The sequence below is a fragment of the Alteromonas sp. ABV4_515 genome, assembly GCF_056160345.1.
The window spans coordinates 425,564-448,260 of the sequence record NZ_JBSWWZ010000002.1 but is presented as its reverse complement, the minus strand read 5'-3'; the positions used below and the strand labels follow the sequence as shown (position 1 = coordinate 448,260).

Below are 22,697 nucleotides of genomic sequence, written 5' to 3'. Positions count from 1 at the left end.
AGTATTGTTAAGCACTCGCAATGGATGAGATAAACAAAAGGGGCGTGATAACCTGCCCCTTTTACGCCTTGTAGATGTTTAGCTGCGCGCGACGATTACTCTTCGTCGATGCTGTTTTCGTAGCCTTCTGCGTCAAGCAGACCTTCTACTTCAGTGGCGTCATCTGCCTTAATTTTGAATAACCAGCCGTCACCGTACGGGTCGCTGTTTACCAGCTCAGGAGAGTCTTCCAGCGCTTCGTTAATCGCAACGATTTCACCGCTGATTGGCGCGTATACGTCTGAAGCGGCTTTTACAGATTCAGCTACACACACGTCGTCGCCAGTGCTTACTGCGTCGCCTACGTCTGGCAGATCAACGAAAACCATGTCACCCAGCAGATCCTGAGCGTGCTCAGAAATACCTACGGTGAATACACCGTCGCCTTCCGGGCGAACCCACTCGTGAGTTGATGCATAACGTAAATCGGTTGGGATATTGCTCATAATTAGTTCCTGATTATTCCTTGATGTTGGGATTACAATACACTTTTACCATTGCGCACGAAGCTGGGCTTAACAACACTTACTGTAACCCACTTTTTACGCATTTCCACCTCTACTGTTTCACCAGTATCAGCAGGTACACGGGCAAGTGCAACGGAATGCCCTAATGTTGGAGAGAAGGTGCCTGAAGTGATCACGCCTTCCCCTGATTCTGTGCGGATGTTCTGACCATGACGCAGTACGCCTTTCTCGGTCATCACAAGGCCTACCAGCTTATCGGTGCCGGCTTGCTTTTGTGCTTCTAAGGCTTTACGGCCCACGAAATCACGATCTTCTGGTTCCCACGTAATGGTCCAGCCCATGTTGGCGGCCAGTGGTGAAACGGTTTCGTCCATGTCCTGACCGTACAGGTTCATACCGGCTTCAAGACGCAGGGTATCACGTGCGCCCAGACCACATGGCTTCACGCCAGCGTCCAGCAGGCTCTGCCAGAACGCACCGGCCTGTGCTTTTGGTACCATAATTTCATAACCCGCCTCGCCGGTGTAACCGGTAGTGGCGATGAACAGATCTTCTGCCTGCACGCCGAAGAATGGCTTCATGCCAGCAACCGCTTCTTTTTGCGCGGCGCTAAACAAGGTGGCGGCTTTTTCTTTCGCATTCGGGCCCTGAACGGCAATCATGGCGAAGTCTGGTTTTTCAGTGATGGTGACATCGAAACCACTGGCTTTATCGTTCAGCCAGTTCATGTCTTTTTCGCGGGTAGCAGAGTTCACTACCAGACGATAATTGGTGTCGTCGAAGAAATAAACGATGAGGTCATCAACCACGCCGCCTTCTTCGTTCAGCATGCCGCTGTACAGCGCCTTGCCCTTAACCTGCAGCTTGGCTACATCGTTGGCCAGCAGGTAACGCAGATAATCTTTTGCCTGCGCACCGGTCACATCAACGATGGTCATGTGAGAAACATCGAACATACCGGCGTCACGACGTACCGCGTGATGCTCTTCGATTTGTGAACCGTAGTTAATTGGCATATCCCAGCCAAAGAAATCGACCATTTTTGCACCGGCTTCCAGGTGCTTGGCGTGTAACGCGGTAGTATTCGTCATGCGACTTTGTCCATTTCGATGTGTTAATAACAGCACAAAGTATAGGGTTACGACAAAAGACCAATCAAATTGGAATTTCTTATCATTACATTTGCAAATATAATATAAGGCAGTCGTATCATCAGCATTTCAAATCATTATGAAACAACTGTCGTTAGATAACCTGCGCACCTTCGTGAGCGTAATTGAACAAGGTGGCTATGCCAAAGCCGGGGATTTCCTTGGTCGTTCACAGCCTGCCATCAGCCTGCAAATCAAAAAGCTGGAAGAACAGCTCGACCGCAAACTGTTCACCAAAGTGGGCCAGCGGCACATGCCCAGTACCGATGGCAACTGGCTGTACCCGAAAGCTAAGGAACTGCTGGAACTGAACGACGGCATTTTCCGTGCGCTCACACCAGCGCCGTTAAGCGGCCGCTTGCGTTTGGGTATCCCTAATGAATTTGCCTCTACCCTACTTCCGGGTTTAATTGGTGAGTTCTCCAAGCGTTATCCTGACGTCTCTCTGGAAGTTACCTCTTCGTTAAGCCGGGATTTACTGCATGCCTCACGCCGTAACCAGTTCGATTTAATCTTGGCGTTAGTGAACCCTGATGCGAAATCTGACGACGGTGAACTGGTGCTGGAAGATGATGTGGTGTGGGTAGGCGATGCTAACCGGCCTTTTGTAGGCGAAAACATTCCGCTGGTGCTAGCGCCAGATGGCTGTATGTATCGCAGCCGGGTTATCGACGAATTAAAACAGCAAACCCGTTCCTGGAAAATCAGTTATACCAATGCGGATTTGAGCGGTCTGGTGGCGGCTATTCAACAAGGTTTAGGCATTACCGCCCTCGCCCGCGCGAGTATGCCGGAAAACCTCACCGTGCTGAAAGACAACCGACTCCCCCATTTAGGCAAGGTGAACATTTGTTTGTTTAACCAAAGCATTCAGCATCCCGTGGTAAGCCGCACACTGGCAGACTTCATCAAAAGCCGGTTACAGGGGTAGTCTACAGCGGCCCGTTTACAATGCGTTTTTGTGTAAATGGGTGAACGTGAATAAGCACTGAATAGCGATCTGAATTGGATGAATTGTCGTTAAAGTGGAATGACTAAACGGTCTGTATTTCGGCCGTTTTTTTGATCCTCGTGGTACCCATCCCGATTTATGACGCTTTGGTGACACTTTTATGACTTTCAGCCTTGATCACCGACTGAAAATATTTACACTTCGCATTCCTTTTTTTCCGTCCTCAAGTTGCTCCATGTCTGCTTTTATATGTAAACGTTTAACCGCCCTATTTCTCATTATCTCTTTTGACGTGTCTGCATCGGGCTTATCTGATGCGCTCGCTAACTATGACGGTAAGGGCCTTATTTTCGAAAGTGACGACGGCCAATACCTGATGCAATTGCGCGGACGTGTACAAACTCGCTTTGCAAATCCTGGCCTTGGTCAGCCGAACGATCCCGGTGACTTCATTCGTGAAAGTGGTAACCAGTTTGACGTGAATCGTGCCCGCCTCAAAGTAGGTGGTCATATGGTGCGTGACTGGCTGAAATACTACTGGGAATACGAGGTAGCCGACGACCGTACGCTTAATGCCACTATCATGGTAGAAAAATACGATGCGCTGAAATTCAAAGTAGGCCAATGGAAAGTGGAATATTCCCGTGAGCGCAGCGTAAGCAGTGGTGGTCAGCAAATGATGGATCGCTCCATTATCAACCGTATTTTCACCATCGACCGCCAACAAGGTGCCTCGGTGTACGGTCATTTCGATGGCGGCGGTGCACTGAACATGAATTATTGGGCGGGCGTTTACACCGGTTCTGGCCGCGGCGAATACAATAACCATGATGGGGAGAACTTGTATTCGGGTCGCTTGCAGTGGAATTTTCTTGGCGAAGAAGTGGGCTTTAAAAACAGTGACATTAAACGCTCTGAAAAACCCAAAGCGGCACTGGCTATAGCAGGCGCAAAGTACCGCAGCATTTATACTCGATTCTCTTCATCCGGTGCCGGCGCATTGGATAATGTGGATATTGGTGAATCGGCCGGCCAGTATGACGTGAAGCAATACGTTATCGATGCGGCTTACTTTTACCAGGGCTTCAATGCGCAGGCTGAATTTCACGAAAAGTCAGTTACCGACAGAATAAACGGCGGCATAAAAACTCTTCTGACCGGTTATTACGGACAGGCAGGTTACTTTGTGCATAAAGCGTTTGATTGGTGGCCAGCGCCATTAGAAATTGCCGTGCGCTATGCCACCTACGACCCGAACACCGCCGATAATGCTGACGAATTCTTTGAGAAGTCGCTGGCGCTCAACTGGTTCATTCGCGGTCACGACAACAAGGTGACCGCTGAAGTTAGTCATATCAGTATGGAACAGTCAGACATTGAAGTGGGCGACCGCACCACCTGGCGCTTGCAATGGGACGTGAGTTTCTAAGCCATCGGGCTTAAACGGCCTAACGGCTTATCCAGACTTTCCGGGGGCTCGGTAAACCAGGCCGGGCCCGATTCAGTCATGTATAAACAGTCTTCTAATCGCACGCCAAACTCACCCGGAATATAAATACCCGGTTCGTTCGACAAACACATGCCTGGTGCGAGTTTGGTGGTTTCTCCGTGTACGAAATTCACTTTTTCGTGGCCTTCCATTCCAATACCGTGCCCGGTTCGGTGAGACAACCCCGGTAATGCGTATGCAGGCCCGTAACCCAAGGTTTCGTAATATTCGCGTACCGCATCGTCTACTTTGCCGGTTGGCGTGCCGTTCTGCGCTCTTTCAAACGCAATTTGCTGACCTTTATGCACGGCATTCCACACCTCGCGCTGTTTCTTCGACGGCTCGCCGAACACCCAGGTTCGGCTGATATCTGACTGATACCCGTGCACAGCACAGCCACAGTCCATAAGTACAGTTGACCCTTCGCTGATCACTTGCTTTTGACTGGTACCATGAGGGTAAGCGCTGGCTTCGTTGAACAGTACCAGGCCCCAAATGGATGAACCGCCTAATTGCTGCTGTTCGGCAGCCATAATTTGTTTAACATCACTTTGCGCCATACCAACGTCGAGTTGTGAGTACACATGCTCGTAAGCCTTTAACGTGACTTCGTTGGCTTTATGCATGAGTTGCAGTTCATGGATACTCTTGTACATGCGGCAGCCCAAAATCACCGGTTCTGCAGGTACATGTTCACACCTTGTCATTTGCGACATCAGACCATTCAGTACGAAGTAACGAACGGTATTTTCAAAACCGATTTTGCCTTTATCAAGATTGCGGGCTTTCAGTGCTTCGTTTACCTGAACAAACGGACTTTCGTGCTCCTGCCACACCCGTACCTCGGCATCGATGGCCAGAGATTCTTTCACGCTTGGGGCTTCAAAAAATGGGGTGACAACAGCTGGCTGACCTTCTTGAGGGATAACCAGCGCCGTAAGACGTTCACTGCGCCACCATTGCATGCCACTGAAATAGGTCATAGATGCACCAGGCTCGATGACGAGCGCACTCAGCCCCTGCTTTACCATGAGTTGCTGGGCTTTTTTAATCCGCGCTTCATGCTCTGCTTTGCTAATTGGTTTTACGTTGCCGGTGATGGGTTGCAGTGCGTTAGATTGTTGCCCGGTGGTGGATACAGATGCGTTTGATGCCAGTGTCGAACCCATGGCAGTCATGGCGCCGAAACCGGCTGTAAGTTTCATAAATGCGCGTTTGTTCATTGGAATTCCCTTTTTAATTTTATACTTTTGTCTAAATTACCTGATATTTTCACGCAGTATACTGGTTGTCTTCTATTGTCGACGAAGCGCGAGTCTTTAGCGTTCAGTTTTGTCACAAATCCTAAACGCGCAACGATAATTATTGTCTTAGGCAATTACCATGGAAAACAAACTGGAAAGCAATCTGAAAGAGGTTAACTCTATTTTGTTGTCTGCCCTGTCCCGCTATTGTGACAACAAACGTCTGTTGATCAAGAGCATAGAGGATGCTTATGATCGTATGTTGGTTGCGGAACTGTACGACACTTCTGTACTAACTATTAAGCTTATTTCTGAGCTTGAGGCAGAGTACGAAATTTTTCATCCTCAAACCCAGAAACGAACGACGGAAGTCGCTGGGGTTTAATGTCCCTTTCGTGCTCGAATTCCTGTTCGGTGGCGCCCTGCTACCACCCCATTGCCTGCGCCAACCACTGACGCTTTAGTCCCGGTAGGGAATCGGTCACCACCAGTCCGGCTCCACGAATGAGTTTTTTCAGTGGATTATCACCCGCAAACAATGTTTTGAAACCGTCCATAGCGGCAATCACGGCAGCGGCATCCGCTTTCCTTGCACGTTCGAAACTACGTAACTGTGCCACATCGGTAAAATCCACATCTTGCTGTACACACGTTTTCAATGTGTCAGCCAATGCGAAAGCGTCGCGCATTCCCAGGTTCACGCCCTGCCCAGCAAGGGGATGGATAGTATGCGCAGCATCGCCAATGATCACTACACCGGGTTTCACCCATTGTCTGGCATAACGCATGGTTAGCGGAAAAGACATACGTTCACTGTCGAGGCTCAATAGACCCAACACACAGTCGCTGGTCGCCGTTAGGCGGTGGCTGAATGTCGCGTTATCCAGAGCGAGAATGTCTTGCGCCACTTCGTTACGTTGAGACCACACAATGGACACTTCATTGGGGTCCGCCAACGGCAACAAGGCCAATGGCCCGTCGGGTGTGAAAACTTGTCTGGCACATTGGCCATGGGGCTTTTCGGTGCGAATGGTGGCGACAATGGCAGTGTGGCCATAATCTTTAAATGCCAGCGGAAACTGCGCGTGTTGACGAATGTAGGAATTTGCGCCATCGGCCCCCACCAGCAATCGACAGGCAATCACTTCATCGTTATTCAGCATCAGCATGGTTTCACGCTGACCGGTGAGCACTTTGTCTATTTTCGCCTCGATCAATTTTACCGAGGCTTGCTGCCCTACCTTTTCTGCCAGGGCGTTGGTGAGTAATTGATTCTCAATGATATGACCAAGCTGGGGCGCGGGGAGATCGTCGTGGCTGAAATCGATACGACCGAAGCTGTCTTTATCCCACACGCTCATGGTTTTGTAAGGGCTTAAACGGTTGGTCGGCATGCGTTGCCACACACCCAAGTCGGTTAATACTTGCTGATTCGCGCCGTTTATTGCACTTACGCGCAATGCGGGGGCTTCCGGCATCGCTTGTTCGAAAGGCTGGTTGCTGATCACGGCCACATTAAGGCCACTGCCGTCTAATGCCGATGCGAGGCTTAATCCCACCATGCCGCCACCAACAATGGCGATATCCACATTTTCCACTTACTTCTCCTTAAGCGCCAGGCGCAAATCCAGTGGTTTGTCTAACAAACGCCTGCTTCAACGACGGACAATTGTCCATGGCGACCAGTCCCACATTCCGAAGCCCGATAAGGCCACGGTTATTATTTGAAAATAAACGCACTAACCCATCAGTAAGCGTAATAGTGGCTTGCTTGTCTTTTCTTCGGCTTTGCTGATATTCCCGCAAAACAGAAAACGCGCCAGGGTCGTCGGCTTTTGCCAAGGTTTTCACTAGGCCTATTGCATCCCGTAAACCAAGGTTGAAACCTTGCCCGGCAATGGGATGAAGTGATTGCGCCGCATTACCACACACCACCGCACGGTGCGTCACGGGCGTGGTCACTTGTTTAAGTACCAGCGGATAAGCGCTACGTTCACCGACTTGCGTGATAGCGCCCTGTCGCCAGCCAAAAGCTTGCTGTAATAATCGTTTAAAATCGTTATCGCCAAGCGACATAACGTTATCCACCTTTTCAGGCGGCACTGTCCATACCACAGAAAACCCCTGATCGTTTTCTTGTCCGCTCGCCAGCCCAGGGTCATAAGGTAAAAAAGCCAATGGCCCCTGTGAAGTGAAACGTTCGTAAGCTTTATGATTATGCGGTTTCTGGGTTAACGCATTAACAATGATGGCAGTTTGGCCGTAATCGTCTTCCTGGCGTTCGAATCCAAGCTGTTCATCCAGCCCCGAACGTCCGCCGTCTGCCAGCACAACTAATCGGGCCGACACTTGTTGCCCATCGCTAAGTGATAATAAAACACCATCCTGCTTACGTTCTACCGTATCCACAGTGAGGGGGCAAAGCAGCGTAAAGTCATCTGTGTCGGGAGCAATTTGAAGCGCCGCCCCAAGTTGATGCAACGACACCACTTTACCAAAGTGGTCTACATGAAAATCGGCCGCGTCGAGCTGACACAAACCTGCAGCCCCTTTATCTGATACCTGAATATGACGAATAGGCACGGCACCGGCATGACTAACGTCGATACCAAGGCTGCTGAGCTCATCAACGGTGCGTTTCGCCAAAGCGATAACGCGGGCGTCGAAGCCAGGATGATGGGCCGACGCTGAATACTGATTGGCTTCGACAAGTGCCACGGAAAAAGAAGTATGGGCAAGCAAACCGCGGGCGATAACATGACCCACGGCCCCGCCACCCACAATTACGATATCTGTCTGGATCACCAGTTAAGACTTCCTCATTAATGCTTCAATCTGGTCGATTTCTTTAGGTACATCAGATGTGATTACGTCTGCCCCGGTAGCCGTGATCACCAAGTTATCTTCGATTCGCACACCTATGCCGCGATACTGCGCATCCACATCGGCATCTGGGGCGATATAAATACCTGGCTCGATAGTGATCACCATGCCTGGCTGTAGGGGCCGTTCTTCGCCATCCAGACGATAATCACCTACGTCGTGCACATCCAGGCCGAGATAATGCCCAATGCCGTGCATGAAAAATTCGCGATACGACAGCGCCTCAAGATTTTCTGCCACCGAACCAGATAACAGCCCCAGTTTAATCAGCCCTTCGGTGATCACTTCGGCCGCCACATTACCGGCTTCAGTAAGGGTCATTCCTGGGCCGATGCGGTCCAGTATGGCCATTTGTGCATCTAACACCAGTTGGTAAATTTCCCGCTGGGGCTGCGTAAATGTGCCCGATACCGGGAAGGTACGCGTGATGTCGCCAGCGTAGCCGAAGTATTCCGCGCCAGCATCGATCAGGATCAAGTCGCCGTCTTTTACTTCATCGGCGTTTTCGGTGTAATGCAAGATACAGGCGTTGTCGCCACTGCCCACGATGGTGCCGTAAGCCGGACTTCGCGCGCCAGACATGGCAAATTCGTGATGCAGTTCGGCTTCGAGCTGATACTCGAAGCAGCCAGGATGGGCAAATTTCATGGCGCGGCTATGTGCGCGGGCCGATATTTTTCCTGCGGCCTTCATTAGCGCGACTTCACAGGAAGATTTAAACAGGCGCATCTCATGAATGAGTGGCAGGATGTCGTGTAGTGCACTCGGGGCGAGATTTTCTTTGTGCGCGGCTGCGAGAGTCGTGCAAGCGCGCTGTATTTCTGTACTTGCCGCCATATTACCGAACGGGAAATACACATGGTCGTGTCCGCCCAGCCATTCTTCTAACACATGGGACAATTCGTCTGAAACAAACGCTTCGTCGAGAGAAAATTCAGATAACCCGGCATCAGCACCCAGCCTTCTGCCCTGCCAGATTTCAGCTTGTTTATCTTTAGGGCGGAAAACCATAGCCCGGTACGGGTCGGAGAATTGGCTATGATTCGATAACAGCAGCCAGGAGTCAGGTTCGGCAAACCCGGTGAGGTACCAAAAATCGCTGTCCTGCCGGAATGTGTACTCGGTGTCGCGACTGCGGGTCACTAAACTCGCCGCTGGAATAACACAAACACTTTCCGGCTCGCACAATGCAAGCAGACGATGCTGTCGAGCTATAAATTCCTGCGGACTAATCATAACTAATGTACCGATGGTTTATCTTTTTGATCTTCAATGAGTGACTGACCCAGCTCATTGAAACATAGCAGTGCGGAAATCTTCACGTATTCCACCACTTCAAAAAGTGCTCGCTCTGATTCTTCATCTTCCGTCATGGGTTCTTCCATGCGCGCGATGTCAGAGAAGTCCTGCAGCGCTTCTTTTACATCTTCAGAGCATTGCATCATGTCTTGCTGATACAAACCAAAGCCCAGCATAAAGCCCTGTACCCAATTAATCAGGCCCAAACCGCGATCATTAATAGGTGCTTTATCGTCGGGCAGCATCAGACTGAGGGTAAATTCAGCTTCGACCAACTGCTGACATAAGCTATTAAATACATCGGTGAGCATATTTTCCAGCTCCGGCGGGAACGCCGCGCCCTGGTTCAGCGTGTCTTTTAATACATCCAGCCATTTGCGTTCCGATACCGGCATGCCGCCGCTTAACATACCGCAAAGAATACCCTGCAGCTCAGCGCCGTCGGCGATTACATCATATTGCGACAGCGTGTTAGTCACGCGGTCATAATCAAGTTGCTTTTCCACGAAAAAATTCCATTGGTTAATTGCCGCCATGCTAACAAAAAGGCGTATTAAAACCCAGTTTAACCCATTTTCGTGCTCAGCGATTGCGCACTTGAATCAATGCCTCTTTCAACCGCAACCGGAATGCTTTAGGATCGCTCCTGTTGACGATACAAACCTGTTCAATTAAGCACCAAGCTTAACCAGATGGTCAAGATGCGAAACCCTTACCACAACAGGCTTTGAACCAATAATTCAGTGTTTTTTACAAAGTAATGTAAACTTATGCAGGTGATCCGCTTCACGAAGCCTGTCGTTTGATATACTCTGTTGCGCTGTTTTTATAATCTATGTCTTCTGGAATGTTCGCCAGTTCATTCATGTCCCTGGCCGATGCTTTAAACCTAGGAAGATGACATTGTTGCTATTGTGCAAGCTCGGCGCGTATCGAGAAGCCTACGGCAACGACGAGTCTTCCGCCCTGAATCTTTCGGTTCACGGGCGAACGATGAACAGCGGCATTCTGGAAGGCGCCCTCTTTCGACGGAAGTAGAAATGGCAGTTATTAATTTTGGTTCAATAAACATCGATCACGTCTACCATGTAGAGCATTTCGTACGCCCGGGTGAAACCCTGGCCTCCATAAAATACAGTCAGTTACTGGGTGGCAAAGGTGCCAATCAGTCTATTGCACTGGCCTGCGCTGGCGCAGATGTGAAGCACGTAGGTGCTATTCACCAGTCAGATGCCGCTTTTAAACAAACGCTTATTCGCCACGGCGTGGATTGTCAGTATATGGGTTGCGGTGAAACACCGTCTGGTCATGCGATTATCCAAGTCACGCCCAGCGGCGAAAACGCCATTGTGCTGTTTGGCGGCGCCAATCAAACCATTACCGATGCCACCGTACGTAAAGCGTTAAGCGATACTACGTCTGCTGACTGGGTACTGACTCAGAATGAAACCAGCAGCATTGCAGACATTCTTTCACAAGCAAAAGAGAAAGGTCTGAAAGTGGCGTTTAACCCGGCGCCTATGAGCGAGTCGGTTAAGTCGCTGCCTTTGGAATGCGTTGATTTGCTTATTGTCAATGAAACTGAAGCCGCAGCGATTACCGGACAAGATGAGTTTGAAGACATCATCAGCTGGTTTAAAGAGAATTGGAAACAGGGCGAAGTGATCCTGACCATGGGTAAAGACGGTGTGATGATGCTGCGTAAGAGCGGTGACATCATTAAAGTGGATGCTTTCACCGTAGATGCGGTTGATACCACTGCCGCAGGAGACTGTTTTATCGGCTATTTTTTGTCGGCCTACAGTAATCACACCGATGCTAAACAGGCACTGGTGCGTGGCTGTGCGGCATCAGCCATAGCGGTTACCCGGGAAGGCGCAGCGCAATCTATTCCACAACAAAAAGAAGTCGATCGTTTTCTGGCTAAGCATGCCCGATAGTTCACAAGGATAATTATGACTCACAAAATTATTCTCGATACCGATCCGGGTATCGATGATGCAATGGCGATATTTTTCGCCTTCCAACACCCTGAAATTGAAGTGCTGGGCCTGACCACCGTATTCGGAAACGTACCGGTAACCATGTCTGCCCGCAACGCGCTTACCCTGTGTGAACTGGCTGGTGAAGATATTCCAGTAACGCAAGGCGTAGGTATGCCATGGGTTGGACCAGAATCGGGTTATGCCCACTTCGTGCACGGCGACGACGGCTTTGGTAATACGTTCCCGGATGCGTCGAAGCGCGAACTGGACCCACGCAGCTCTGCACAATTTATTGTCGACATGGCGCGCCAGCATCCTGGTGAAATTACCATTGTTGCGATTGGCCCGCTGGGTAACCTGGCATTAGCACTGCGTCTTGAGCCTGAATTACCGAAGCTCATTAAAGGCGTAAGCATTATGGGTGGCGCGGCGTTTGTGCCGGGCAACGTAACCCCGGTAGCCGAAGCGAACATTTGGAACGATGCCCACGCCGCAGCGATTGTTTTTGCAGCCGACTGGAAAGTCACCATGTTTGGTCTGGATGTCACGCTGAAAACGCCATTCACGCCAGCATTTTTGGATGAGCTGGAAGCCCGCAACGACAAACTGGGCGGCTTTGTGAAAAAAGTATCGCAGTTTTATGTGGACTTCTATTCAGCCAACCGCGACGAGCGCGTGTGTTTCTTCCACGACTCGTTCCCGCTCGCTCACCTGGTTCACCCTGAGTACTTTGCTATTACCAGCGGTCACGCCCGTGTGGGTACCGGCGAACTGGATCGCGGTCAAACCGTTATTGCACCGGCTGGCTCTACGCCAAGCCCGCTTTGGAATGAAGCAAACATGGTTGACGTGGCAGTGGATGTTGACCACGAAAAATTGGAACAATTGTTCATCAGCACCTACGCTTTATAAGCTAAGGGGCGATATTTCCATTTTGAAAAGCGCCTCCGGGCGCTTTTTTTGTGACTTAAGGACAATCACGAGGATTTATGATCCAGCCCCCATTACCGGAAAATGAAGAGGCTCGCCTGGCCGAATTACTCAGTTACGGTGTTCTCGACACCCAAAGCGAAGACCTCCTTGATGATATTACCGCTCTGGCCTCGGAGATCTGCGAAACGCCAATCGCGCTGATCAGCTTGGTGGACCCAGACCGTCAGTGGTTTAAATCTAAAGTCGGTTTAGATGTCTGCGAGATCCATCGTAATATCTCATTCTGCGGCCACGCGATTTTGAAAGATGAATTGATGGAAGTGAACGATACCCTGCTCGACAAGCGCTTCCATGATAACCCGCTGGTTACCGGCGAGCCTAACATTCGCTTTTACGCAGGCACGCCGCTTGTTACGCCAACAGGCTACCCGCTGGGCACACTTTGCGCCATTGACCGAGAGCCTCGCACTCTCACCGACTTGCAACGCAATGCACTTGCTACATTAGGGCGTAGTGTTATTGCACACCTGGAATTACGTAAACAAAACCATGTTCTGAAACAGGTGAATACCCTCAAAGCCCGGTATCTGAGCGATATTAGCCACCGATTCAAAACCCCGCTGAAATCGATTTGTACATTCAGCAATTTGTTGCAGGAAGAATCTCGTGCATCGGCATTGCCACCTTTGTTTCGCCATTCACTAGGCCTGATTGAACAAAGTGGCCTCGGCCTGATGCGGGCGGTGAACAGTATTCTTGCTACCGAAGCTGTCGCTGGGGGCGTTGAACACGCCGAAACGGATTACACCCCCACCCGGCCTTTTTTCCATCATATCTTTCATAGCCTGGAAGGATTGGCAAAACAGAAGAACATGAAGTTTCGCGGTAAGCTCAATGGTAAAGTGCCTGAAAACGTGCTTTTGGATGAAACCCAACTGGGCAAAGTCATCATGAAAGTCACGGGTAATGCATTGCAATATTCGCAAAAGAACATGCCCATTGAGATGAGTGTGCATTACTACCACAATGAATTGATCATTACCGTTAGAGACAACGGCCACGGTATGTCTGATGAGCAATTGCTCGCTTTCGTGTCGAACCGACAGGATGGGGCGCTGCCTAAGCTTGTTGAAATAATGCGCGGTAAGCTTAAAGTAAAATCCGCACCGGGCGCGGGCACCTTAGTGACTTTCTCCGTTGTGGTAGAGCCTGTTCACACGAAATCGGCACAAGACAACAGTGAAGAGCCGGATGCTACACCTTCAGATTCAATAAAGAAAATAATGCCGCTACTAATGAAATCGCCACGCATTCTTTTTGTAGAGCAAGACGAGGCACATCAACAGGAAATGGTGACAACCCTGGCAGACGTCCGTTTGCAAGCCGACCTTGCCGACAACGAGCAACAAGCCATGGCGCTGATTGATACACAACCCTACGATTTAGTAATTATGTCGGTGTCTACCTGTAGTCACGCAACACTGGACAGGGTACGCAAGCAGCATCCCTGCACTCCCCTTGTCGCTATAAGTGACGAACTGTTTGTGGATGAAACCAGTAGGATACCTGCCGATCACGTCACCGCCTGGCCGTTGAATGGTGATACACTATCGCCAATCTTAAGCTTTTACCTGATAGCAGATGGCAAGTTTACCCAGTAAAGGATTATCCCGAGGCGATTTGCGCAAGCGCTTACGTACCCAGCGCAACAGCCTGACACCGGAAGCACAGCAAGACGCAGCCCACAAGCTCGCAAAACAGCTCACCAAGCTACCAGAATGGCAGCGGGCGAGTACAGTGGCGGCATACCTTGAAAACGACGGTGAGGTCGGTTTACAGGCGGTGATAAATTCAGCAAATCAGGCAGACAAAATCCTTAGTCTGCCTGTTATCCACCCTTTTAACCGCCAGCATTTGCTATTTCTGCGCTACCACCAAAACACCGTACTCACCCGAAACCGTTTCAATATCCAGGAACCGGTTTTGCGGTGCCCGGACGTGGTGCCCTTTTCCCATCACCAGCTTATTTTAATGCCGCTAGTGGGCTTCGACGCTGATGGGAATCGTTTGGGCATGGGCGGAGGCTTCTACGACCGCGTGCTGGCGCCTTACCGACATAGAAAGAACCGCCCCCTCCTTATAGGTACGGCCCACGATTGCCAACACGTTGATCACCTGCCAGTCGAACCCTGGGATTTTCCCCTCGATATAGTGATAACGCCGTCACAAGTGTTCAGACCAGCGCGATAATCTTTCACACGCCTTTGGCCCTTGCTTGCCAGGGCTATTAGTGATGTGCAAATTCAGACAAAAATAAACAGGTTGCGCATTTTTCGGTTAAACTTCAGCAAAACTTTGGAGAAACCCTATGGATCAGAACGCAAAGAAAAAAGCGGTGGCCGAGGCGGCCGTAAAATACATTAAGGCTGACACCATTGTTGGCGTTGGCACAGGCTCAACAGTTAACTTTTTTATCGACGCGTTGGCAGAGATTAAACATACCATTATTGGTGCAGTCTCAAGTTCAGACGCCTCTACCGAACGCCTCAAGGCCCACGGTATTGAAGTGTTTTCGCTGAATGAGGTGGATACACTGGATGTGTATGTAGACGGCGCAGATGAAGTTACCGAACATAAACACATGATTAAAGGTGGCGGTGCAGCGCTGACCCGCGAAAAAATTGTGTCAGCCGTAGCAAAAACTTTTGTCTGTATTGTGGATGACAGCAAACAGGTTCCCGTACTGGGCAACTTCCCGCTGCCTGTGGAAGTCATACCCATGGCCCGTTCTTACGTGGCCCGCGAACTGGTAAAACTGGGCGGTGACCCGGTTTATCGAGAAGGCGTAATTACCGATAACGGTAACGTTATTTTAGACGTTCACAACTTGTCTATTGTTAACCCACGTGAACTGGAAACGACTATCAACGGGATTGTCGGCGTGGTCACCAACGGCATTTTTGCAAATCGCGGCGCCGATGTTGTGCTAGTCGCCACTGAAAATGGCGTACTCACGCTGGATTAATAAATCACAGTCGTTCATCGGAAGACGCTAAAAATTGGCGTTTTCCGACTAAATAGCACTTTTAACCACCAACGATATCTGTTATTTTGCCCGTATAGACGTCCAGATGTCTTTTTGCAACCAACTAACCGAGATGTGAGGCAATGAGTAAAGTATCCCTACCTAAGGACAAAATCCGTATTCTGCTGCTGGAAGGCGTTCACCAGAGCGCGGTGGAAACCCTGGCTAACAATGGTTACACCAACGTGGAGTATCTTAAGACCTCCCTGTCCGAAGAAGATCTCATCGAGAAAGTCAAAGATGTACATTTCATCGGCATTCGTTCTCGCACTCAAATCACCGAAGCCGTGGTTGAAGCAGCGCAAAAGCTGGTTGCTGTTGGCTGTTTCTGTATTGGTACCAACCAGGTTGATCTGGAAGCCACACAAATTCGTGGTATTCCGGTATTCAACGCACCGTTTTCCAACACTCGTTCTGTTGCTGAGCTGGTACTGGGTCAATTAATTCTGTTGCTGCGTGGCGTCCCTGCTCGTAATGCAAAAGCGCATCGTGGTGAATGGCAGAAAAATGCCGAAGGTTCTTACGAAGCGCGCGGCAAAACGCTGGGTATTATCGGTTACGGCCACATTGGTACGCAGCTGAGCATTCTGGCTGAACACTTAGGTATGCGCGTACAGTTTTACGATATCGAAGACAAGCTGGTGCTGGGTAACTCGGTACAAATCAAGTCTCTTGATACACTACTGGAAACGTCTGACGTAATTTCTCTGCACGTGCCAGAAACCGACTCTACCAAAGACATGATTGGAAAAGACCAGTTCGCGAAAATGAAGAAAGGTGCCATCTTCATTAACGCTTCCCGTGGAACCGTTGTCGATATCGACGCCCTGGTAGACACCCTGGAAGCGGATCACCTTGGTGGTGCGGCAGTAGATGTGTTCCCGGTTGAGCCGAAGTCTAACAACGAAGAATTTGAATCGCCACTGCGTAAATTCGATAACGTTATCCTGACTCCACACGTTGGTGGTAGCACGCAAGAAGCGCAGGAAAACATTGGTATTGAAGTGGCGGGTAAACTGGCGAAATACTCTGACAACGGTTCAACCTTATCTGCAGTTAACTTCCCTGAAGTTTCTCTGCCAGATCACCCAGGCCGTTCACGTCTGCTGCACATCCATGAAAACCGTCCGGGCGTGCTGAACCAAATCAACCAGACGTTCGCAGCGAAAGGCATCAATATCGCAGCACAATACCTGCAAACTGTCGCTGACATCGGTTATGTGGTAGTAGATGTTGAAGCCAACAAAGCGGAAGAAGGTTTACAGGAACTGCAACACATCGCGGGTACCATTAAAACCCGGTTGCTACACTGATCCTTCAGTTAGCCCATTCCCCTTGAAATCCGGTCTGTTGACCGGATTTTTTTGATCTATTAAACGTCAGTCTAACGGCTTTCCTCCCTGCAGGTGTGATCTTTCGCGAATTCCACAGAGTACTTTCATCAATAGTAATAAAACCTATTGCCAAGTGAATGCTGCACGATTTGCTTTGCAGACATACACCTTTAGCAAGGACTGCGAATGCTAAAACACACGTCTCTGTATCTTTCTCTCAGTGCGATCACCTTGTCTGCCTGGCCGGTGATGGCTGCCGATGACATGCCGTTCAACTTAGGTGGACACATTCGGGTTAACTATGGTCACCGCGATTGGCAAGCCCCTGCCATACGCGATGGTTTTGAATTCGAATCGTTAAAACTCACCATCGACGGCGAATTCGACGACTTCTCATATAAAGCGGATTATCGCTGGTATGAAAACACCGATTTCAACACCGTGCGTTATGCTGATTTAACCTACCACTACGATGAATACCTCGATGTCACCGCTGGTATCACGAAGGTGCCCTTCGGCTTACAGCCCTTTGCGTCAAACAGCTTTTGGTTTTCGGGCAACTACTACCTGGGCTTCGAAGATGATTATGATGCTGGCGTAGTGGCGAAGTACGAACGCAGAAACTGGACCGTTCACGCGGCCTACTTTCTCAATGATGAATATAACGACGCAGCCAAATTTGGACGCTATTCCTTCGATGTGGCAGACGATGCAGAGTATCGCAATCAGGAAGATGGACAGTATAATCTTCGCGTAAATTACGCCGCACACATTATCCCTCGCACCACTACCGATGTGGGGGTGTCATTCCAGCAAGGTGATATTTTTAATTTCGATACCCAGCACAAAGGTGATATGACGGCGTATGCCGTTCACCTTCGTCATAGCCAAGACCCAATAAAAATTGAACTGCAATATCTCGACTACGATTACGACCTCGCTGCCCCAGAGGGACAGTTAACAGATCGGTTAGCCATGTCTTCCTTCGAGGCGCCTTTCTTAATGGCTAGTGCGGGTAAATCGTATATGGCAAACCTTGTCTACACACTCCCCGTAAGCTTCCGCTCGGTGTCTGACATTAAATGCTACAGTGAATACACACTCATTGAGCCCGACGTGGAAAATGGCCGTGACAGCACGCAGTGGGTTAACGGTTGCAGCTTTGGCTGGTCGAAGCTATTTGTTTATGTTGATAGCATTCAAGGAAAGAACATGTGGTTTTCTGGCGGCTCGGGCATTGGGCTCGACTTTGCAGACGACCCGCAAAGCACTCACCGATTAAATATCAGTATGGGGATCTATTTCTAACATGCTTAAATCACTACTCATTAAGGCAAGCTTACTGACATTGGCTCTCATGCCTGCCCTTTCACAAGCTCACACGTGGATGACAATTCGCATCGCCACTACCGAATACGCGCCCTATACATCCTCTGAGATGGAGCATGAGGGCTATATGAATCACATTATCAGCGAAGCCTTTCTGGAAACTGGCGTTGAAGTAGAATTCGTATCCTTAAGCTGGGATGAAGCTTTAGAAGGTGCATTAAGCGGTAAGTTTGATGCGGTGTCTTACGGTAATTATGTTCGAGAGCGGGAAGATGAATTCTGGCACAGCGAACCGATTACCTCTGAAAACCTGGTGTTTTACGCGAATAATGCGTCTGGCCCGCGGATGTGGTCTGCCTTGTCTGACATGAAAGACTTTAAAATGGGGATCACCGAAGACTACCTGTACAACAACGAATTGGCTGCCTACATCAAAGAAGGCAAAAATGTGGTTGAAGCAAAAACCGATGTAGACAACTTTAATGCTCTCATCGACGGCGACATTGATGTATTTCCTATCGATGAGCTAACAGGCTGGTATTTGCTGGAGCGGGATTTCAATGATGCAGAACGTGACGAAATCATCGCTATCGAACCCATTCTTTCCACGGTAACCACGCACTTGTTGGTGCCCAAAGGCCGGGATAATCGCTTGGTGCTGGAGCTTTTCAATAAAGGGCTGCAAGAGCTTAAACGTGACGGTTCTTTGGACAAATTTAAGCGATTACTGCGGGAAGGCTATTATCAAGATCCGAAAAAGCCAGTGGATTTTGACAGACGCTAAACCAAGATTTCAGGCATGAAAAAGCCCGGTTAACCTAAGCAAGGTTACCGGGCTTTTTGCTATTGCTACAACTTAGAAGAAGCTATAAACCAGTGTTACTGCAGTGGCAGTGTCCAGCTTTTCAACACCTTCGTTAACCGTAGAGTTGTGATCAAGCTTAACCGACAACTTCATAGAAAGGTTACCGCTAATGGTAGCTGAAAGCGCTGATTCCGCACGAGATTTAGTATTCTCGCTACCCACCTCGGTACTGACCGTTTGGGTAAATTTAGCGGTATCAGAAATCAACCATTCAAAGGCACCAGAAGCACGAACGATGAAGCTGTTCTGTTCAACGTCTTCCTGTGTTTCAGCCCACGAATAACCCGGACCCACTGAGTATTCAAGAGAGGTTGTATCGTTTTCCCAAAGCTTTTGGTTCCAACCCGCAGCCAATGTTGACTGATAGTTGTAACTGCTGAAGCGGTCATCTTCGTATGAAGCAAATCCGAACAGGCGGTAATCAGGGTTTTCCAGTTTGTAGTTACCCTGGCCTGATGCGAAAAACTTCTGCGCAGACGTGCGGTTTACTTCTTCCTCATCAACCTCAACGGTTTCCTCTTTGTACAACCCTTCCAGCGTATAGTCGTTGCTCCATTTATCTAACTCCTGGTGGCCCACTAAAGACGCGTTAATTGACGTAGTCTCAGTGTTACCTGAAGTAAAGATAAAACCCAGTCCACCTTCAAGTGTGAACGGCTTAACGTCATCCTGTGCCATTACTGAAGTGGAGCCAAGAGCGGTGAGCAGAGCAACTGCTAAAACTTGCTTTTTCATTTGTATTCCTAATATAGGTTTCCATCACGCCGGTTTGTTGTACTTCTCTATCAACCTTTTAAATCCGACTTAGCGTAAATCATCCGTGATAGTGATTGTTCCCCGTCCCAAAGCGAAGTGCCGTTCCGGTGGCACTGCTAGTAGCGCGCTGTCGTTCAGCGACGTCTTTTATTATTTTTTAAAAAAACCGGTAAACGATAGATACCGAAGTTTCTGTGTTTAACCCTTCCACATCTTCCAAAGGAGACGTTTCATAGGCCAAATTGAAAGAAAGCTTCATTGCCAGAGAATCAAACAAGTTTGCAGACAACGCGGTGGTTGAACGGGTTTTGATATTCTCCGCTCCCACCTCAGCACTCAGGAACTGTCGTAACTGGGCACCGGTATTCCACATGTATTGATACTCGCATGAAGCCCGGGCGATAAACCCGTTATTTACGTTAGATTCAGTGCCATCTTCAACAGAAACGAAGGCATAGCCCGGACCGACGCTGTAAACAAAAGAGCTTTCGTCTTCGTTCCACATACGTTGCGACCACCCGGCTGCCAGCGACGCACGATAATCGTAACCGTTAAAACGGTCGTTCTCATAATCGGCGTACATGAAAGTACGTTGTCCCGGCGTCATAAGTTTATAATCAAATTGCGCAGCGCCAAAAAAACGCTGAGCGGTGACTTCGCTGGTTTCTTCGCCGTCGTCATTTTCAGTTTTACTTTGCTTATAAAGTAACTCTGCGGCGTAATTGTTGTTCCAACGTGCGGTTTCATGTTCAGAGCGCAAAGCGGCCTTCAATGAATTCGCGTTGGTATTACCTTTTGCGGCCAGCAAACCGAGTTCACCATCGAGGGTAAAACGCGGCTGTCCACCATCACCGATTTCGCCGAAATCGGTATGATACAGCGTTTGGATCAGGTTTCTATCGGCAGCCTGAGCCGTACACAGGCAGCCCGACAAACAGGCAGTCGCCAGTAGAAACCGGGTTATAAACGGATTTAACATGTTATATTTTTTTATTTAGCGCACTTGTTAAGAACCGTCCCTGGCGATTGATCATATTCTTACAGGATTAATGCAGATACCTTGAAGGTCTCTTGATCCGCGAATGCGATTGCATTACCCAGGGTCTCTCCCTGAACCACTAATTTATTAGTTATCTCAGGTGTGACAAGTTCAATCTCACCGTAATCTGCGTGCAGATTTTGACGAATTGTAACCCGCATTGAAGCGGCCAACAAACCAATATCCACATCTTCAGCTTGTTTATTACTTATGTGAACATTTTTTACCGGGTAATAAAGCGGCCTAGGCAGCTGCCAACGTTCCATGATCTCACCTGAGCATGCCGCAAAGGTAAATCCAAAATGGGTTTGCTGCTTCTCCCATGGCAAAAGTGCACTGTCATCTGCGCGGTATTTCAGATAACGCTCGGGATCTTTCTTTGCCACCACTAGCTCGCCAAAATGCGCCAAGATTCCCATGGCAAAAAACCGCTCATCCCCTCTCAATCCTGTGTGTCTGGCCAGATACTTTGCCAACATGCCGTTGTACACCGATACCTGCCAATGATTGGCCAGATTAATATGCTCACTGCTGAAATGACTGAAAGCAGAATTGGCCGTTTCAGCAATAACCAGATTGTACAAGGCTTCACCACCAATAACGTTAACAGCCTTGGTGATAGAATCGATTTGAGACGGAAAACGAAAGAGCGCACTGTTCGCTAACCGGAGAATCTTAGCGGTTAATGATGGGTCAATCGCAATCAATTGCCCCACGTCATGCATGTCAGAACGTGCATCATCTAAGACTTCTCTGATTTTTACGCAGACAGTGGGGAATGTGAAGGACTGAGAAGCAAACTTTACATACTTTTCCATAAACGATGCACTTACCTGATTTGTTATTCTGATGCGTTTGCAATTCAACGTCGATTCAGACGCTGTACATGGGTGCTAGTCGCCTTCGGGGAACAAAGACTGTTGCTCTGGCGTATCTACACCGCCTGCGCTACCTGCATCATTAGATTGACGCAGGGCTAACGCTTTGCGACGCTGACAAGCACGAATGATAGTGCGTTTGGCAGCATCGTCTATTTTCAGCCAGTACAAGCGCTCATCCCGGCTACGATAGCAACCTAAACAACAACCCTTTGGCCCAGACTGGCATACACCCACGCAAGGACTGGGTACCGCAAAGATTTCTAGTTGATCAGGGTGATGTGCTTTTACCGCCATCTTTTACCTATTTGACTCATCAACACGCTTCTCTGCCAGTTCGTTGTGAAACAGTGTAGACGCTAAGCTACCCGCACCGCAATCAGATGCGGTCAGATTCAATGTCTTTACGATAACAACCTTAGCCAGATTAATGTGTGAAAGCGGCTTTTACGTGTAAGAATTGTGATGAATTATGTCGATGCCTCGGGCTGCTTTGGATTATCAAAATACCTTTCTCGCTCATGGATAACGATCCAGCCATCGATGTAGATACTCTTTGGGCGTCTGACATCGTAAATAATGCCTTGTTCAAACCAATCAACCACTTTTTCTGATGCGATGCTCAGTGTGCCGTCGCGGTAGAAATTTCGCAGTAAAAGCGGCCTATCGAACTGCATGTGCGTGCGTGGCGATACGGGCTTAGTAAAGGCAATATTCCCCACTTTAAAAGTGATATTCTCTTCGCCGGTATTCAGCACTTTCATAGGAATATAGCGGAAGCGCTTGTCGGACTCAGGATCGATAGCCTGATAGTCGATAAACACGAAGTCACTTTTGCGCAGCTCGTGGATGAGCGTCTGAGCCTGCCAGGACTGATACTGTAGGTAAAGCAGGTAAGCAACCAACAATCCCAAGATAACCAGGACATCGTTGTAAAGTTTTATGAGCCTCCATGCTTTCTCGCGCATT

23 protein-coding genes and 1 other RNA gene are annotated in these 22,697 nt (G+C 49.1%); 12 read left to right on the top strand and 12 right to left on the bottom strand.

Translation table 11 applies throughout. From position 1 onward, the window contains the following. Positions 1 to 95: 95 nt before the first annotated feature. Positions 96 to 485, bottom strand: a complete 390-nt coding sequence (gcvH, locus tag ACXAGX_RS06275; protein ID WP_070125073.1) for a glycine cleavage system protein GcvH — start codon at positions 483 to 485, stop codon at positions 96 to 98. 32 nt (positions 486 to 517) lie between these two features. Next, complete coding sequence (gcvT, locus tag ACXAGX_RS06270) at positions 518 to 1,597, bottom strand: glycine cleavage system aminomethyltransferase GcvT (RefSeq protein WP_474837262.1); 1,080 nt, start codon at positions 1,595 to 1,597, stop codon at positions 518 to 520. 139 nt (positions 1,598 to 1,736) lie between these two features. Here gcvT and ACXAGX_RS06265 point away from each other — a divergent pair, with 139 nt between their 5' ends. Beyond that, positions 1,737 to 2,588 carry a LysR family transcriptional regulator gene (locus ACXAGX_RS06265; protein WP_474837260.1) on the top strand — a complete coding sequence of 284 codons (852 nt, stop codon included), beginning with the start codon at positions 1,737 to 1,739 and terminating at the stop codon, positions 2,586 to 2,588. A 256-nt stretch (positions 2,589 to 2,844) separates the two neighbouring features. Further along, entirely contained in the window at positions 2,845 to 4,038 is a 1,194-nt protein-coding gene (locus tag ACXAGX_RS06260; RefSeq protein ID WP_474837258.1) for a porin, read from the top strand. Here the strand turns inward: ACXAGX_RS06260 and ACXAGX_RS06255 are convergent. Then, positions 4,035 to 5,321, bottom strand: coding sequence for a M24 family metallopeptidase (locus ACXAGX_RS06255; protein WP_474837256.1), 1,287 nt, complete (start codon positions 5,319 to 5,321; stop codon positions 4,035 to 4,037). The two genes, ACXAGX_RS06260 and ACXAGX_RS06255, sit on opposite strands and share 4 nt — an antisense overlap. A 160-nt stretch (positions 5,322 to 5,481) precedes the next feature. Here ACXAGX_RS06255 and ACXAGX_RS06250 point away from each other — a divergent pair, with 160 nt between their 5' ends. Further along, positions 5,482 to 5,727 (top strand): hypothetical protein, encoded by a 246-nt coding sequence (locus ACXAGX_RS06250; RefSeq protein WP_474821412.1) that lies wholly within the window; start codon positions 5,482 to 5,484, stop codon positions 5,725 to 5,727. A 40-nt stretch (positions 5,728 to 5,767) separates the two neighbouring features. Here ACXAGX_RS06250 and ACXAGX_RS06245 read toward each other — a convergent pair whose 3' ends face one another. From ACXAGX_RS06245 to ACXAGX_RS06230, 4 genes are read right to left on the bottom strand one after another with little or no spacing between them, the layout of a single operon-like run. After that, the gene (locus ACXAGX_RS06245; protein ID WP_474837254.1) at positions 5,768 to 6,940 is read right to left on the bottom strand and encodes an FAD-dependent monooxygenase; all 1,173 of its coding nucleotides are present in this window, start codon (positions 6,938 to 6,940) and stop codon (positions 5,768 to 5,770) included. 10 nt (positions 6,941 to 6,950) lie between these two features. Further along, positions 6,951 to 8,147: a 2-octaprenyl-6-methoxyphenyl hydroxylase gene (gene ubiH / locus ACXAGX_RS06240; RefSeq protein ID WP_474837252.1), complete on the bottom strand. Its 1,197-nt coding sequence runs from the start codon at positions 8,145 to 8,147 to the stop codon at positions 6,951 to 6,953. Between the two features lie 3 nt (positions 8,148 to 8,150). Next, positions 8,151 to 9,461 (bottom strand): Xaa-Pro aminopeptidase, encoded by a 1,311-nt coding sequence (gene pepP, locus ACXAGX_RS06235; protein WP_474837250.1) that lies wholly within the window; start codon positions 9,459 to 9,461, stop codon positions 8,151 to 8,153. Positions 9,462 to 9,463: 2 nt separating this feature from the next. Then, a complete protein-coding gene (locus tag ACXAGX_RS06230; protein ID WP_083272975.1) occupies positions 9,464 to 10,030 on the bottom strand; it encodes a UPF0149 family protein in 567 nt (188 codons plus the stop codon). 330 nt (positions 10,031 to 10,360) lie between these two features. Here ACXAGX_RS06230 and ssrS point away from each other — a divergent pair. The 9 genes from ssrS (at position 10,361) to ACXAGX_RS06185 (ending at position 18,974) form a co-directional block, all read left to right on the top strand. After that, positions 10,361 to 10,543, top strand: a non-coding RNA gene (gene ssrS, locus ACXAGX_RS06225) — 6S RNA. 21 nt (positions 10,544 to 10,564) lie between these two features. Next, complete coding sequence (locus ACXAGX_RS06220; RefSeq protein WP_474837248.1) at positions 10,565 to 11,464, top strand: ribokinase; 900 nt, start codon at positions 10,565 to 10,567, stop codon at positions 11,462 to 11,464. 15 nt (positions 11,465 to 11,479) lie between these two features. Next, positions 11,480 to 12,421 (top strand): nucleoside hydrolase, encoded by a 942-nt coding sequence (locus ACXAGX_RS06215; RefSeq protein ID WP_474821392.1) that lies wholly within the window; start codon positions 11,480 to 11,482, stop codon positions 12,419 to 12,421. A gap of 77 nt (positions 12,422 to 12,498) precedes the next feature. Then, positions 12,499 to 14,103, top strand: a complete 1,605-nt coding sequence (locus tag ACXAGX_RS06210; RefSeq protein ID WP_474837246.1) for a GAF domain-containing sensor histidine kinase — start codon at positions 12,499 to 12,501, stop codon at positions 14,101 to 14,103. Next, entirely contained in the window at positions 14,084 to 14,692 is a 609-nt protein-coding gene (locus ACXAGX_RS06205) for a 5-formyltetrahydrofolate cyclo-ligase (RefSeq protein WP_474837244.1), read from the top strand. The genes ACXAGX_RS06210 and ACXAGX_RS06205 overlap by 20 nt, the downstream gene beginning before the upstream one ends. 118 nt (positions 14,693 to 14,810) lie before the next feature. After that, positions 14,811 to 15,467 carry a ribose-5-phosphate isomerase RpiA gene (gene rpiA, locus ACXAGX_RS06200; RefSeq protein WP_474821381.1) on the top strand — a complete coding sequence of 219 codons (657 nt, stop codon included), beginning with the start codon at positions 14,811 to 14,813 and terminating at the stop codon, positions 15,465 to 15,467. Positions 15,468 to 15,610: 143 nt separating this feature from the next. After that, positions 15,611 to 16,840, top strand: coding sequence for a phosphoglycerate dehydrogenase (gene serA, locus ACXAGX_RS06195; RefSeq protein WP_070125060.1), 1,230 nt, complete (start codon positions 15,611 to 15,613; stop codon positions 16,838 to 16,840). A 207-nt stretch (positions 16,841 to 17,047) separates the two neighbouring features. Then, positions 17,048 to 18,169: a porin gene (locus ACXAGX_RS06190; protein ID WP_474837241.1), complete on the top strand. Its 1,122-nt coding sequence runs from the start codon at positions 17,048 to 17,050 to the stop codon at positions 18,167 to 18,169. Position 18,170: 1 nt separating this feature from the next. Beyond that, positions 18,171 to 18,974, top strand: coding sequence for a substrate-binding periplasmic protein (locus ACXAGX_RS06185; protein ID WP_474821371.1), 804 nt, complete (start codon positions 18,171 to 18,173; stop codon positions 18,972 to 18,974). Positions 18,975 to 19,046: 72 nt separating this feature from the next. Here ACXAGX_RS06185 and ACXAGX_RS06180 read toward each other — a convergent pair whose 3' ends face one another. From ACXAGX_RS06180 to ACXAGX_RS06160, 5 genes are all read right to left on the bottom strand, one after another. After that, positions 19,047 to 19,790: a DUF481 domain-containing protein gene (locus tag ACXAGX_RS06180; protein WP_474821367.1), complete on the bottom strand. Its 744-nt coding sequence runs from the start codon at positions 19,788 to 19,790 to the stop codon at positions 19,047 to 19,049. Positions 19,791 to 19,968: 178 nt separating this feature from the next. Beyond that, positions 19,969 to 20,790, bottom strand: coding sequence for a DUF481 domain-containing protein (locus ACXAGX_RS06175; RefSeq protein WP_474821363.1), 822 nt, complete (start codon positions 20,788 to 20,790; stop codon positions 19,969 to 19,971). Positions 20,791 to 20,849: 59 nt separating this feature from the next. Continuing rightward, the gene (locus ACXAGX_RS06170) at positions 20,850 to 21,668 is read right to left on the bottom strand and encodes an HDOD domain-containing protein (protein ID WP_474837239.1); all 819 of its coding nucleotides are present in this window, start codon (positions 21,666 to 21,668) and stop codon (positions 20,850 to 20,852) included. Between the two features lie 75 nt (positions 21,669 to 21,743). Next, the gene (locus ACXAGX_RS06165) at positions 21,744 to 22,025 is read right to left on the bottom strand and encodes a DUF1289 domain-containing protein (RefSeq protein ID WP_474837237.1); all 282 of its coding nucleotides are present in this window, start codon (positions 22,023 to 22,025) and stop codon (positions 21,744 to 21,746) included. 173 nt (positions 22,026 to 22,198) lie between these two features. After that, a complete protein-coding gene (locus ACXAGX_RS06160) occupies positions 22,199 to 22,696 on the bottom strand; it encodes a hypothetical protein (RefSeq protein WP_474821351.1) in 498 nt (165 codons plus the stop codon). Position 22,697 lies beyond the last annotated feature (1 nt).

Bases quoted from the DNA above. Each gene is read 5' to 3' on its own strand.
- gcvH (WP_070125073.1), bottom strand. From the start codon at position 485: ATGAGCAATATCCCAACCGATTTACGTTATGCATCAACTCACGAGTGG.
- gcvT (WP_474837262.1), bottom strand. From the start codon at position 1,597: ATGACGAATACTACCGCGTTACACGCCAAGCACCTGGAAGCCGGTGCA.
- ACXAGX_RS06265 (WP_474837260.1), top strand. From the start codon at position 1,737: ATGAAACAACTGTCGTTAGATAACCTGCGCACCTTCGTGAGCGTAATT.
- ACXAGX_RS06260 (WP_474837258.1), top strand. From the start codon at position 2,845: ATGTCTGCTTTTATATGTAAACGTTTAACCGCCCTATTTCTCATTATC.
- ACXAGX_RS06255 (WP_474837256.1), bottom strand. From the start codon at position 5,321: ATGAACAAACGCGCATTTATGAAACTTACAGCCGGTTTCGGCGCCATG.
- ACXAGX_RS06250 (WP_474821412.1), top strand. From the start codon at position 5,482: ATGGAAAACAAACTGGAAAGCAATCTGAAAGAGGTTAACTCTATTTTG.
- pepP (WP_474837250.1), bottom strand. From the start codon at position 9,461: ATGATTAGTCCGCAGGAATTTATAGCTCGACAGCATCGTCTGCTTGCA.
- ACXAGX_RS06220 (WP_474837248.1), top strand. From the start codon at position 10,565: ATGGCAGTTATTAATTTTGGTTCAATAAACATCGATCACGTCTACCAT.
- ACXAGX_RS06215 (WP_474821392.1), top strand. From the start codon at position 11,480: ATGACTCACAAAATTATTCTCGATACCGATCCGGGTATCGATGATGCA.
- ACXAGX_RS06210 (WP_474837246.1), top strand. From the start codon at position 12,499: ATGATCCAGCCCCCATTACCGGAAAATGAAGAGGCTCGCCTGGCCGAA.
- ACXAGX_RS06205 (WP_474837244.1), top strand. From the start codon at position 14,084: ATGGCAAGTTTACCCAGTAAAGGATTATCCCGAGGCGATTTGCGCAAG.
- rpiA (WP_474821381.1), top strand. From the start codon at position 14,811: ATGGATCAGAACGCAAAGAAAAAAGCGGTGGCCGAGGCGGCCGTAAAA.
- serA (WP_070125060.1), top strand. From the start codon at position 15,611: ATGAGTAAAGTATCCCTACCTAAGGACAAAATCCGTATTCTGCTGCTG.
- ACXAGX_RS06190 (WP_474837241.1), top strand. From the start codon at position 17,048: ATGCTAAAACACACGTCTCTGTATCTTTCTCTCAGTGCGATCACCTTG.
- ACXAGX_RS06185 (WP_474821371.1), top strand. From the start codon at position 18,171: ATGCTTAAATCACTACTCATTAAGGCAAGCTTACTGACATTGGCTCTC.
- ACXAGX_RS06180 (WP_474821367.1), bottom strand. From the start codon at position 19,790: ATGAAAAAGCAAGTTTTAGCAGTTGCTCTGCTCACCGCTCTTGGCTCC.
- ACXAGX_RS06175 (WP_474821363.1), bottom strand. From the start codon at position 20,790: ATGTTAAATCCGTTTATAACCCGGTTTCTACTGGCGACTGCCTGTTTG.
- ACXAGX_RS06170 (WP_474837239.1), bottom strand. From the start codon at position 21,668: ATGGAAAAGTATGTAAAGTTTGCTTCTCAGTCCTTCACATTCCCCACT.
- ACXAGX_RS06165 (WP_474837237.1), bottom strand. From the start codon at position 22,025: ATGGCGGTAAAAGCACATCACCCTGATCAACTAGAAATCTTTGCGGTA.
- ACXAGX_RS06160 (WP_474821351.1), bottom strand. From the start codon at position 22,696: ATGCGCGAGAAAGCATGGAGGCTCATAAAACTTTACAACGATGTCCTG.